At 54.6% G+C, this 12176-nt stretch carries 11 protein-coding genes; 4 read left to right on the top strand and 7 right to left on the bottom strand.

The features are described from left to right. The first annotated feature begins 7 nt into the window (after nt 1-7). Complete coding sequence (locus tag PAT9B_RS23310; protein ID WP_013511751.1) at nt 8-616, top strand: undecaprenyl-diphosphatase; 609 nt, start codon at nt 8-10, stop codon at nt 614-616. Nucleotides 617-665: 49 nt separating this feature from the next. On the opposite strand, the gene PAT9B_RS23305 is transcribed toward PAT9B_RS23310, so the two are convergent. From PAT9B_RS23305 to PAT9B_RS23285, 5 genes are all read right to left on the bottom strand, one after another. Then, nucleotides 666-959 carry a hypothetical protein gene (locus PAT9B_RS23305; protein ID WP_013511750.1) on the bottom strand — a complete coding sequence of 98 codons (294 nt, stop codon included), beginning with the start codon at nt 957-959 and terminating at the stop codon, nt 666-668. 78 nt (nt 960-1037) lie between these two features. Then, on the bottom strand, nt 1038-2444 hold the full coding sequence (locus PAT9B_RS23300) for a heavy metal sensor histidine kinase (RefSeq protein ID WP_013511749.1): 1407 nt from the start codon (nt 2442-2444) through the stop codon (nt 1038-1040). Then, entirely contained in the window at nt 2428-3132 is a 705-nt protein-coding gene (locus PAT9B_RS23295; protein WP_013511748.1) for a heavy metal response regulator transcription factor, read from the bottom strand. Before PAT9B_RS23295 ends, PAT9B_RS23300 begins: the two co-directional genes overlap by 17 nt. Beyond that, a complete protein-coding gene (locus PAT9B_RS23290) occupies nt 3129-6212 on the bottom strand; it encodes an efflux RND transporter permease subunit (RefSeq protein ID WP_013511747.1) in 3084 nt (1027 codons plus the stop codon). The genes PAT9B_RS23295 and PAT9B_RS23290 overlap by 4 nt, the downstream gene beginning before the upstream one ends. After that, a complete protein-coding gene (locus PAT9B_RS23285) occupies nt 6212-7345 on the bottom strand; it encodes an efflux RND transporter periplasmic adaptor subunit (protein ID WP_013511746.1) in 1134 nt (377 codons plus the stop codon). The genes PAT9B_RS23290 and PAT9B_RS23285 overlap by 1 nt, the downstream gene beginning before the upstream one ends. Before the next feature lie 170 nt (nt 7346-7515). On the opposite strand from PAT9B_RS23285, the gene PAT9B_RS23280 reads away from it, so the two are divergent. From PAT9B_RS23280 to fetB, 3 genes are all read left to right on the top strand, one after another. Next, the gene (locus tag PAT9B_RS23280; RefSeq protein ID WP_013511745.1) at nt 7516-8436 is read left to right on the top strand and encodes a formyltransferase family protein; all 921 of its coding nucleotides are present in this window, start codon (nt 7516-7518) and stop codon (nt 8434-8436) included. A gap of 250 nt (nt 8437-8686) precedes the next feature. Further along, entirely contained in the window at nt 8687-9352 is a 666-nt protein-coding gene (gene fetA / locus PAT9B_RS23275) for an iron ABC transporter ATP-binding protein FetA (RefSeq protein ID WP_013511743.1), read from the top strand. Then, nucleotides 9339-10100 carry an iron export ABC transporter permease subunit FetB gene (gene fetB, locus PAT9B_RS23270; protein WP_013511742.1) on the top strand — a complete coding sequence of 254 codons (762 nt, stop codon included), beginning with the start codon at nt 9339-9341 and terminating at the stop codon, nt 10098-10100. Before fetA ends, fetB begins: the two co-directional genes overlap by 14 nt. Nucleotides 10101-10156: 56 nt before the next feature. Here the strand turns inward: fetB and PAT9B_RS23265 are convergent, their stop codons facing one another. Together PAT9B_RS23265 and PAT9B_RS23260 are read right to left on the bottom strand one after the other, a co-directional pair. Further along, nucleotides 10157-10729, bottom strand: a complete 573-nt coding sequence (locus PAT9B_RS23265; RefSeq protein WP_013511741.1) for a class I SAM-dependent methyltransferase — start codon at nt 10727-10729, stop codon at nt 10157-10159. A 136-nt stretch (nt 10730-10865) separates the two neighbouring features. After that, nucleotides 10866-12173: a c-type cytochrome gene (locus PAT9B_RS23260; protein ID WP_013511740.1), complete on the bottom strand. Its 1308-nt coding sequence runs from the start codon at nt 12171-12173 to the stop codon at nt 10866-10868. Between the last annotated feature and the right edge of the window lie 3 nt (nt 12174-12176).

Below are 12176 nucleotides of genomic sequence, written 5' to 3'. Positions count from 1 at the left end.
TTACGCCATGTTTTTGACGGCCAATGCAGCGGATAATATCAATAACCAGCTGTTTCTCTTACTTAACGCGCCCGCACAGGCCTCGCCACTGATGCTGGAGATCGGTAAAGGGTGCGCATCGTATTTAATTGTTCTTTTCCCGCTGCTGTTGGTCGGCTATTGGTTCTCGTTTAACCGTAGAAATCAGCACCAGGTGTTGCTGGCGACCACCACATCGTTGCTGGCGCTGACGGTGAATGTGATCATCGGTCTGCTGTGGCAACACCCACGTCCGTTTGTGGTGCCGATCGGTCATACTTTTCTCAGCCATGTCGCTGACTCATCGTTCCCCAGCGACCATATGACGCTGGCGTGTGCCATCAGTTTTAGCCTGATCCTCGGGCAGAAGATGCGTGTGGGTGTGGGGCTGTTGATCATCGGCCTGGCAATTGCGTGGGGGCGAATCTATATGGGGGTTCACTTCCCGGCGGATATGGTGGGTTCAATGCTGGTGGCGCTTTTCTGCGCCTGGGCGGTGAAAAAGTCCGAGGCCCGTCTGACTCCGCTCTTTCAGCGCATCTTGCGACTGAATGATTATGTGTTGGGTGTGATGAAAGGGCGTCGTTTAAAGCAGTGAGGGGCATAAAATTACCTGCCATATCGTATGGCAGGTAATGGCAAGCTGATTACGGTTGTTGATGATAAACAGGAGAGGACTCCGTTGCCTCATTGCTTTGCAGGTGGTTTTTTATTGCATTTATCTGTGGGTCATTATCGGTTGAGTCAGTATTAATTCGGCCTTCATTGAGATCGAAGGGATAATTCTCATGGGTTTTGGATGGATTAGGATGCCAGCTCGCTGGCGTCAACATCCAGGTATTTGCAGTGCGCTCCACACCATTTTCGGCTTTGGCTTCAAATTGCGTCATGGCAAACAGTGAAATCGCGCCTAACAGGGTCAGAATCAGTTTTTTATTCATGCTGGTCACCTTGTGAGTAAATAATATTGTCATTTCGACCGGGTTATTTTCTCATTCTGACGGTGACCAGACGCAAACCTACAGATTACAATTCTGACAGGGAAGGACGAGGGTAAATATACTGCCTTTACCCGGTGTACTGACCACCGTCACTTTTCCGCCATGTAATTCCGCGATGGTTTTAACAATTGCCAATCCCAGACCGGTGTTTTCCAGGTTAGTGCGTGCCGCATCCGCGCGATAGAAGCGTTCAAATAAGTGCGGCACATGTTCAGCACTGATGCCTTCGCCATCGTCGGCAACGCTAAAATGCAGCATCTGCTGTTGCCGACTGGCACTGAGGGTAATATGGCCGCCAGCAGGCGTATAGCGAATGGCGTTAGCTAACAGATTGGAGAGCGCGCGTTGGAAATGCAGGGGATCGGCTGTGAAGTGAAATTTACCCTGCTGCGTGAGCGTGATGTTTTTCTCCTCCGCGAGGATTTCGTAAAACCCCAGCAGGCGGCGAAATTCGGTTTCGCTGTCCAGCGTTTCAAGGTGCAAAGGTTCACGGCTATTATCGGCCCGGGCCAGAAATAACATGGAAGAAATGGTGCGTGACAGTTGCTCGCCTTCCTCCACAATCACCGCCAGAGTTTCACGGTACTCCGCCACGCTACGTTGTTGGTTGAGCGTCACGCTGGCGGCAGAGATCAGGTTATTAATCGGACCTCTTAACTCATGTGCCAGATCGGAGGAGAAGCGCGTCAATTGGGTAAAAGAGGTTTCCAGCCGATGCATCATGGTATCGAAGGAGGAGGCCAACGCGATCAGTTCTGATGGCCAGCGCTCGACGGTGAGTCGGGTATGTAACTCTTCCACATTAATTTTTTCGATTTGCTGGCTCATATGACGTAAAGGGCGCAGACCTCGCCGTGCCAGCCAGAAACCACAACCTGCAAACAGTAACATCGCCAGTGCGGCGGCGATCTGCATCCGCGCCCAATAGTTTTCAATGATTTCATTGTTGCGTGAGACGTTCAACGCTGCCTGTACCGACCAGAGCTGGTGGTCTTTCATGGCAAAGGTGGTGGCGGTGATCAGATATTTTTCATGGTCGTCCCCCTCCTGATTGCGCCAGCTGGTGTAGTTAAAGCTGGCGCCAGGGGCAGGGTAATCTTTTTGCGGTACGCGCATGTTTTTAGACTGCGACCAGATTTTGCCATCCGGGCTGATAATGCGCAGCGATAGCCGATCCTGTTCGGCAATAAATTCAAATAATTCATTTTGCCACTGCTCATCCGGCCCCTGACGCTCACTGATGGTGCTGGCGATCTCTTTCTGAAATTGCAGCGTGTTACGCAGTTCGTCGACATCTTTGGCGTTCAGTTGGTCGCGTAAGGTCTGATATAACAGCCCGGAGACGCTGTATAACACCACGGCCATCACCACGGAAAAAAACAGCGTGAGTCGGACAGTTATCGGTACATTACGGGGTATCAGCATGCTCTTTTTCTTCCAGCACATATCCGGCACCCCGAATGGTGTGCAGCAGTTTCATCTCGTAGTTGTCATCAATTTTACTGCGCAGACGGCGGATGGCGACATCGATCACATTGGTTTCCGGGTCGAAATTCATGTCCCACACCTGTTCCGCAATCACGGTGCGCGACAGCACTTCGCCGCTACGGCGCATCAGCAGGCTCAGCAGCAGAAACTCTTTTTGTGTCAGGTCGATACGGTTACCCGCACGGGTGACTTTATGCTTGACGAAGTCCAGCAACAGATCGCCAATCTGCAACTGGGATTCGTCGCTGACAGTGACATTTCCCGGCGTCTGACGACGTAAAATAACCCGGGTTCGCGCCAGCAGCTCGCTGAAGGAAAAGGGTTTGATCAGGTAATCTTCGGCACCCAGTTCCAGCCCACGCACGCGGTCCTCAACATCATCGCGCGCGGTTAAAAACATCACCGGGGTTTTTCTGTCCGCCTGGCGGGCCATTTCCAGCAGTTTCCAGCCATTAATGCCGGGTAACATCACGTCGAGAATCGCCAGATCATACTCATGAGTCAGCAACAAATGCAGTCCATCGACGCCATTCGCGGCAACGTCGACGACAAAATCATTCTCCCGCAAGCCTTTGGCGATGTAGTCCGCCGCCGTGGTTTGATCTTCCACCAACAATAATCTCATGATTCCTCCAGGGCGTGAGTCAGGGTATCCAGTCGCCCACTGGCGCGATCAAACAGCAGATACAGCACCGGGGTAATAAACAGGGTAATAAATTGTGAAAACACCAGGCCACCGACCACCGCGACGCCCATCGGTTGCCGCAGTTCTGCTCCCGCGCCCCAACCGCAGGCAATCGGTAACGCCCCCATGATGGCGCATAATGTGGTCATCATGATGGGGCGAAAACGTTGCAGACAGGCCTGAATGATCGCGTCATGCGCGCTCATGCCCTGTTCCCGCTGCGCAGACAGCGCAAAATCAATCATCATAATGGCATTCTTTTTGACAATGCCGATCAGTAAAAGTATGCCAATCATGGCGATAAAGGTCAGGTCCAGCCCCAGCAGACGTAGCGCCAACAGCGCACCGACGGCAGCCGATGGCAGGCCCAGCAGGATGGTAATCGGGTGAATCCAGCTTTCATACAACATACCCAAAATCACATAAATGACCGCCAGCGCCAGCACGATTAACCAGACCTGGGTGGATTGTGATTGTTGATACAATGCGGCCTGTCCCGCGTAAGTGCCGAAGACGGTAGGGGGCAAATGTATCGCCTGCCCAGCCTGCTGAATAGCCTGCGTGGCATCAGATAGCGATTTCCCCGGCGCAAGGTCAAAGGAAATCGTGATTGCCGGTAATTGACCCTGGTGATTGACGGCGGTAACGCCCTGCACCCGGCTGATATGGGTAAACGTCGACAGAGGCAGCAGCGTATTTGACGCAGAACGGACATAGATTTGCGACAAATCGCTCTCATTCTGGCGGAACGGCTGTTGCACCTCCATGATGACTTCATAGCTGTCTTCCGGCGCATAAATGGTCGAGGCCTGTAACGTGCCATAGGCCGCATACAGGTTGCTGCGGATTTGATCGAGGTCCACCCCTAATAAGGAGGCTTTGTTGCGGTCGATAGTCAGCTCGGCCTGCAAGCCATTCAGTTGCGCATCGCTGTTCACCCCCACGAACACGCCGCTTTTTTTCATCTCATCCATCAACTGATTGGCGTAATCATTCAGGCTGGGGCCACCGTTGCTGCTCACGGATTGCAGCGTATATTGCCAGCTACTTTTGGCGCTGCGCCCGCCGACTTTGAAATTCTGCACCGGACTGAAGTAAACGCTGATACCGGGCAGATAATGCGTTTCGGCACGCATTTGGGTTAATACCTGTGACATGGACGGGCGCTGTGTCTGATCCTGCAAGGTCAAGTTGAGTTGCGTGGTGTCGTGGTCAACCTTGGTCACGATGGTGGTGACGGCCGGATCGTTGAGCAAGGTAGCGGCCAGTTGATACGCCACCTGTTTTCGCGCCGCAAACGACATGTCCTGCGGCGTATCGATATTGGCCGTTACCTGGCCGGTATCTTCCTGGGGAAAGAACCCCTTGGGGGCGGAGGTGTAGAGATAACCGGTCAGCGCCACCGTCGCGAGGGCCACGGATAAGGTGACCGCCTGATGTTCAACGGCCCAATGTAATGCCTGGCCATAGCGCTGACGCAGCGCCTCGAACAGACGTTCAAACATGCGATTCCAGGCGGGATCGGGCTGTGCAGGATCGTTGTCATGACGAATCAGCATCGGCACCAGCAAGGGAATCAGGGTCAGAGAGGCCGCGGCGGATACCGCGATAGCAAGGGAAACCACCCAGGCAAATTCGTGAAACAGCAAGCCCATGGTGCCGGGCATAAAAAAGATCGGGATAAACACGGCCACCAGCGACAGGGAGATGGAGATGACGGTAAAACCGACCTCTTTAGCCCCTTTTACCGCCGCCTGTCTGGGGGCCATCCCTTGCTCGATATAGCGCATGATGTTTTCCAGCACCACAATGGCATCATCCACCACTAACCCGACGGCGATGGTCAGTCCCATCAGTGAAATGTTATCGAGACTCAGGCCAAAGGCGTACATCAGCGCGAACGAACCCAACAGCGAGATCGGCACGCTAAGAGCGGGGATCAGGGTGGCACGCACATGGCGCAAAAACAGCAGGATCACCATAATCACCAGCGCAATGGTGAGCAGCAAGGTGAGGTTGACGTCATGAATCGCATTGCGCACGGAAATGGATCGGTCATTCAACAGTTGCATATGTACCGAGGCGGGCATCTGTTGCTGCAACTGCGGTAATAACTGTTTGATGGCATCCAGCGTGGCAACCAGATTCGCGCCGGGTTGGCGGCTGATACTGAGCACGATGGCGGTGTGATTGTTGACGGCGCTATGGCTGAGCGTGTTTTCGATACTGTCCTGCACCGTGGCGACGTCGGATAAGCGTACCGGTTGGCCGTTGCGGCTGGCAATGACGACGTTTTTGAAGTCAGCGGCATTGCGCAGATCGCCACCGGTTTGCAACATCATCATCTGACGTTTACCGTCCAGTTCACCAACCGGCGAATTATCATTGGCCGCTTTGAGGGCAGTTTGCAGCTCCTCCAGCGTCATATTGGTTGCCGCCAGTTTGGCCGGGTCGACCTCAATCCGCACGGCATAACGTTTCTGACCGATGACATCCACCTCGGCTACCCCGTTCAGCATCGACAGCGCCGGTGAGATCAGATCATCGGAGAAGCGGTTCAGGTCGGACAGGGTCATCGACGGTGAGTCGAGACTGATTTGCGCAATCGGGGCGTCCGCCGGGTTGACCTTTTTGAAGGTTGGCGGGGTGGTCATCTGCGCCGGTAATTTTTTCAGCGTTTGGTACAGCGCGGATTGTACATCGACCGAGGCGGAATCAATATTCACCGACGGGTCGAATTCCAGCACGATGGTGGTCGCGCCCTCCAGACTGGTGGAGGTCATAGTGGCAACGCCGGGAATGGTGGAAAGGTTCTTCTCCAGTGGCGTAGCAACGGACGACGCCATGGTTTCCGGACTGGCACCGGACAGCGACGCATTGACCTTGATGGTGGGGGTGTCGAAGGTTGGCAGTGCGGCCACTGGCAAATTTTTCCAGCAGACGAAGCCGGTCACCATGACCGCCAGCCATAGCAACATCACGGCAATCGGGCGTTGTATACAGCGTTCAGCGAGATTCATCAGTGCGCCACCCCGGTCGGCGAGTGGTTGGCGATTTTGACCGTCATACCGGGACGCAGATTGTTGGCACCCTCATTGATCACCTGAGTACCCTGTTGCAGGCCGCTGACCACCGCCAGTTGCTGTTGCACGCGTAACAAATTCACCGGCTGTACGCTGGCGTGGTTTTGTGACCCGATCACATAAACAAAATGTCCGTCTGGCCCGTTCTGCACCGCCTGGGGCGGCAATACCACCGCATCGGGGGTGGTGCCTGCGTCCACGGTAATTGACTGATACATACCCGGCCACAGCTGCATGTCGACATTATTGAAGCGGGCTTTTAACGCAATGGTCCCGCTATCCGTGCTGACGCTGTTGTCGATGAAATCGAGCGTTCCGGCAACGCGCTTACCGCTGGCATTCTGCACCCAGATCGTGACCTGACTTTTCATCTGAGCACGGAGTACCGGACTGAGATCTTGCTCCGGTAATGTGAATGACATACCGATGGGATCAAACTGGATCAGCGTGACCAGGGGCAGGGTGCTACCCGGCTGCACCAGACTGCCCGGGTGAATATTCAGCGCGCCGGTTTTGCCATCCACCGGGGCGTAGATACGGGTATAACCCAGGTTAACGTCAGCCGTTCGCACATCTTCCTGCGCCGCCTTGAGCTGCGCCTGGTACTGCTGGAGAGCACTTTGCAGGGTGTCCCAATCGGACATCGAGATGTAATTTTTCGCTTTCAGTGCGCGTGAGCGGTCCAGGTCGTGTTGTGCCTTGACCAATAAGGCTTGCGACTCCCCGACCGCCGCCAGCGCGTGGTTATAAGCCGCGCGTTGGCTGGCGTCGTCAAGGGTAAACAGCAATTGCCCTTTTTTCACAAAATCACCCTCTTTGAATGCGACAGTTTTCACTGTGCCGGTGATTTGCGACTGGATATCAACCTGGTTCAGCGGTACCACATGACCCTGGGTGGTCAGTACCACGGGCAATGCCTGTACCGTGGCGGTGACCATGCTTACCAGAGCAGGTGCCGGTAGCGGCTTCAGTGCCGCTTCGGCGGCCGGTTTTGGCCAAAAGTACCCAATGCCGCAGCCAGCCAGAATTGTGCATGTTGCCAGCCATACGCCTTTGCGATGAAAAAACATGTAGCCTCAGTAAGTGCGGAAATTTTTGCCAGTTTATCTGAGCACACCGAACAAAAAGGGCGGGTGAAAGATGACAAATTTGTCATCTGCGATCTTCGGGACGCAGAGATGGTATAAAGCGTCACAGGAATCCAATCACTCATCTGTAGCCATCGATTCAAAGGAAAATAATGAAAGCGGTCATCTTTGCTTATCACGATATGGGCTGCACCGGTCTGAACGCATTGCTCAATGCCGGTTTTGACATCGGTGCCGTCTTTACCCACGCCGATGCGGCGGGGGAAAACCATTTCCACGGTTCCGTCGCGCAGTTGGCACAAGCCCACAATATCCCGGTATTTATGCCGGAAGATATCAACCAGCCGACATGGGTTGAGCGGCTCACCGCACTGGCTCCCGATATGCTGTTCAGCCTCTCTTTCCGCCAGATACTGAGTCGCGACATCCTGGCTTGCGCCCGCCTCGGGGCTTTTGGCGTGCAGGCGTCGCTGTTGCCAGCGCATCGTGGCCGTGCGCACCTGAATTGGGTCTTAATTAAAGGTGAGACGGAAACCGGGGTTACCCTGTTCCGAATGACCACGCGGCCCGATTGTGGCCCGATCCTCGCACAGGAAAAAGTCAGCATCTTGCCCGAAGACGATGCGTTCAGTCTGCATAACAAACTGGTACAAACCAGTGGCAGGATGCTGGCCGTATGGTTACCGGCACTGATGGCCAACCAACTGCGGGAGCGTACACAGGATGAGACGCAGGCCAGCTCCTTTGGTCGTCGTAAGCCGGAGGATGGCGCGATTGACTGGCAGCGATCCGCGCAGGAAGTTCACAATCTGGTACGGGGCCTCGCCAGCCCCTGGCCGGGTGCGTACAGCACGGTGCAGGGGCAACGCTTTGTGGTATGGCACAGTCGTTTCAGCGTCGATCGCGCCGAGGTTAAACCGGGAACGGTGCTCAGCGTAATGCCTTTCATTATTGCCTGTGGCAGCGGACAGCTGGAAATCCTCGCGGGTCAAACCGGTGAGGGGGGACGGGTAAGCGGGAGCGAGCTGGCGCGCAGCTTAATGATCACGCCAGGCACGTTGCTGGCTGATTAGTGCGTAAACCAGATAAGCAGAAAACTAACCACACTGAACACGCTGAGTAACACAGCAGCGTATTCGCTGGCAGGACGGGTAAACATGGATTTCATAGCGAGCCTCTTGATCAGATGCGTCTATGCTCACTGATTAGGGTTAAGTTAACCTTAAGCTTATCTTCATCACCTTTCTGCTAACATGCGCAGGGCCGCTGACCAGAGATCGGCGGCCAATGCTGGCGAATGCTTACTGTTAGGGATGGATTACTATGGCCACCGATTTTCCCTTGCTTGATGTGCAAGGGGTTACGTTTTCTCAGGACGGTTGCGAGTTACTGGCGCCTGTATCATTGCAACTCAACCCCGGCGACTTTTTGCTGCTGACCGGTCCGTCGGGCAGTGGAAAAAGCACGTTGCTGAAAATCATCGCCTCGTTACTGGCCCCCAGCGGCGGGCAGATTCGATGGCAAAACCAGGATATCACGCAGCTTCAAGCCGAAGCGTATCGGCAACAGGTGTCGTACTGCTTCCAGACCCCGGTGCTGTTTGGCAACACGGTTTATGACAATCTGGCATTGCCGTGGCAGGTGCGACTGAAGAAACCCAACCGTGATGCTTTCATTGCTGACCTGGCAAAAGTCAATTTGCCCGCTGACACGCTGGATAAAAAAATCGATCAACTTTCCGGTGGTGAAAAGCAGCGAGTGGGCTTGCTGCGCAATTTGCAGTTTCTGCCGGATGTATTGTTGTTGGATGAAGTCACCAGCGCACTCGATGAAGACAATAAGGCGCTGATTCATCGCCTGATCAGCGAGATGGTCACTGACAAGGGAGTCGCGGTGATCTGGATTAGTCATGACGCGGAGGAAATCCGCCAGGCTTCACGCGTGCTGAAGCTGCACGCCCCAGAGAGGAACGACCATGAGCCAGCATAATATTACCAACTCGTCGCTGGTTATGGCGCTGGTTCTGGTGCTGATCGCGCTGCTGATTAGCCAGAAAGAGAAGTTGGGCCTGAGTAAAGACATCATCTGGAGTGTGTGCCGCGCCATTGTGCAGCTCGTCATCGTCGGTTATGTATTGAAATCGATTTTTGACGTCAATAATGACTGGCTGACGGTGTTGATGGTGCTGTTTATCTGCGTTAATGCTGCCGCGAACGCCCGCAAACGCAGCCGCAATATCGATCATGCTTTTGTGATTTCGTTTATCGCCATTACCAGCGGCACGGCGCTGACATTAGTGATTCTGGTGCTGAGTGGGGCGATCGAATTTATGCCCATGCAGGTGATCCCGATTTCCGGGATGATTGCTGGCAATGCCATGGTGGCGGTGGGCTTATGCTACAGCAACCTGAACCAGCGCTTTGCCGACAACCGGCAAAAAATTCTGGAGATGTTGAGCTTGGGCGCTTCGGTGAAATTGGCCTCGGCATCACTGATTCGCGATAGCATCCGTGCCGCGATGATCCCGACGGTGGATGCGGCAAAAACCGTGGGGCTGGTGAGCTTGCCCGGGATGATGTCGGGTTTAATCTTCGCCGGTATCGATCCGGTGAAAGCCATCAAGTACCAAATTATGGTGACCTTTATGCTGATCGGTACCGCCAGCCTCTCCACCATCATTGCGGTGTATCTGGCCTATCGGCGCTTTTACAATGATCGGGTGCAACTGAGGTTCTGATCCTGTCCATGTGTAGCGGTGCGATACATCACGCCGCTACACGAGGGAAGCTGAGCTTATGCGGTATAGATGGCATCGTTGTAACAGCGGTAAACCAGCGCGGGTGGCAGGTTGCAGAGCACCCTGGCGCGCGTCCAGCGGAAGTAGCGCGATAACAAAGGTTCAGACAGTGACGTGTACTGGAACTGAATAAAAACGCCGCCGGGATTCAGCGCCGCAGCGGCACGTTCTAGCACGCCATGACGCACCGATTCCGGCAGCGACAGCAAGGGCAGACCAGAAAAAATCGCGTCATAGCCGGGTTCAATTTTTTCCGCCGAGTCAGCAAGGACCGTCAGGCGATGATCATCCAACGCTGCCAATTTTCTCACCAGACGTGGGTTGGTTTCCCAGGCAGTTAGTGAGGCGTGATCCATCATCCGTGTGAGCAAGTAGCGGGTCAACACCCCGTCTCCGGCACCGAGTTCAGCAATCCTGCTGACATGTTGCCAGTCAACCGCATCCGACATGACCCGACACAGATGGTGTGAGGACGGCGCGATGGTGCCTGTCGCCCGGGGATGGTGAATAAATTCCTGCAAATAACGGGTCTTATCTTTAATTAGCGCCACAAAGGGATACGTCATCATTATCTGCTCCTGTTAAATAACAGCAGCAGTAAGCCATGAAGTTCTTAAAGAAATCTTAAAACGTACCGGTGCTAACAAAAGATCATACTTTTACCCATCAGCTAAAAAATCCCCGTTCATACGAACGGGGACGCGGTTACTTTTCAGCGCCTCCTAACCAGGGTTTCGCGCCAGAGGACGCGCGGGCCTTGCTGACATCATCTGCCGATACCGGTGAGGCGGCGTTGCCCCAGCTGTTGCGGATATAGGTCATCACGTCGGCGATATTGCTGTCCGACAATTTCCAGTCAAAAGCAGGCATACCTGCCGCCGTGGGATTGGCATGGGTAAACGGCCCCTGGCTGCCATTCAGCACCACATTAAGCAGGCTCGACGGGTCCGCGGAATTGACCTGGGCGTTACCGGCTAAGCGGGGGATCATCTGACGAATACCCGAACCGTCGGAGACGTGGCAGGCACCGCATTGCGATTCAAAGACCTTTTTACCTGTCAGCATCGCGGTAGCGCTGCTGGCTACTGGCGCAGGTTTATGGCTGTCAGAGGCCGGTAAGGATTGCAGGTAGCTGGCAATCGCATGCAGGTCGGCATCATTCATATATTGCGTCGAGTTCTCAATCGCTTCGGTCATTGGCCCGGAAGAGGCGGTTTCACGATTCGTACCTGAGCGCAGATAGCTGACGATATCCTCTTTGTTCCAGTTGCCCAGCCCGGAATGGGGGTTGGGGGTCAGGTCCGGAGCATACCAGCCCTGCAATGCGCCGCCTTGCAGGTACGCCGCGCTATCGCCACCCAGCAGATTTTTGGCCGTATGACAGGAGGCACAGTGGCCTGGCCCATCAACCAGATACGCACCGCGATTGATCTCCGCGCTGTGCTGGGCAGATGGCTGGAACACCTGATCGTGGAAGAACAGCAGGTTCCAGCCTGCCAACGTCCAGCGCTGGTTAAACGGGAAGGGCAGTTGGTTTTCTACCACCTTGTTGTTCACCGCCGGAATGGTGCGAATATAGGCCCAAAGATCGGTCAGATCCTGATCGGTCAGCTTTGCATAGGCGTTGTAGGGCATCGCCGCATACAGGTAACCGTGTGAACCAACCCCGTGGCGTACCGCACGATCAAACTGCTCTTGGGTCCAGCCGCCAATCCCGGTCTCTTTGTCGGAGGTGATATTTGACGACAGGATCGCGCCAAATGGGGTATTCAACTGATAGCCACCGGCAAAGGGTTGCCCCCCCTCTTTGGTATGGCAGGCGGTACAGTCGGATAACCGCGCGACATATTCACCCCGCTTGATTTGTGCCTGTAGCGCGCTACCGGATTCGGGTTGCATCGATTGCGGATAGCTTTTATGCAGCCCGTACTCCACCAGCGCGCCATAGCCCAGCGCACCCGCGACCACCACTGCGCCGACCGCCAGTGCTACGCGTTTTACTGTTTTAGCCATCAT

Origin of the sequence: Pantoea sp. At-9b (genome assembly GCF_000175935.2) — a bacterium.
Taxonomy (GTDB): domain Bacteria; phylum Pseudomonadota; class Gammaproteobacteria; order Enterobacterales; family Enterobacteriaceae; genus Pantoea.
This window is presented reverse-complemented; position numbering and strand designations above follow the sequence as displayed.

What these genes read in the sequence shown, in the direction of transcription:
- PAT9B_RS23310 (WP_013511751.1), top strand. Translation starts at nt 8, where the DNA reads ATGTTTTTGACGGCCAATGCAGCGGATAATATCAATAACCAGCTGTTT.
- PAT9B_RS23305 (WP_013511750.1), bottom strand. Translation starts at nt 959, where the DNA reads ATGAATAAAAAACTGATTCTGACCCTGTTAGGCGCGATTTCACTGTTT.
- PAT9B_RS23300 (WP_013511749.1), bottom strand. Translation starts at nt 2,444, where the DNA reads ATGCTGATACCCCGTAATGTACCGATAACTGTCCGACTCACGCTGTTT.
- PAT9B_RS23295 (WP_013511748.1), bottom strand. Translation starts at nt 3,132, where the DNA reads ATGAGATTATTGTTGGTGGAAGATCAAACCACGGCGGCGGACTACATC.
- PAT9B_RS23290 (WP_013511747.1), bottom strand. Translation starts at nt 6,212, where the DNA reads ATGAATCTCGCTGAACGCTGTATACAACGCCCGATTGCCGTGATGTTG.
- PAT9B_RS23285 (WP_013511746.1), bottom strand. Translation starts at nt 7,345, where the DNA reads ATGTTTTTTCATCGCAAAGGCGTATGGCTGGCAACATGCACAATTCTG.
- PAT9B_RS23280 (WP_013511745.1), top strand. Translation starts at nt 7,516, where the DNA reads ATGAAAGCGGTCATCTTTGCTTATCACGATATGGGCTGCACCGGTCTG.
- fetA (WP_013511743.1), top strand. Translation starts at nt 8,687, where the DNA reads ATGGCCACCGATTTTCCCTTGCTTGATGTGCAAGGGGTTACGTTTTCT.
- fetB (WP_013511742.1), top strand. Translation starts at nt 9,339, where the DNA reads ATGAGCCAGCATAATATTACCAACTCGTCGCTGGTTATGGCGCTGGTT.
- PAT9B_RS23265 (WP_013511741.1), bottom strand. Translation starts at nt 10,729, where the DNA reads ATGATGACGTATCCCTTTGTGGCGCTAATTAAAGATAAGACCCGTTAT.
- PAT9B_RS23260 (WP_013511740.1), bottom strand. Translation starts at nt 12,173, where the DNA reads ATGGCTAAAACAGTAAAACGCGTAGCACTGGCGGTCGGCGCAGTGGTG.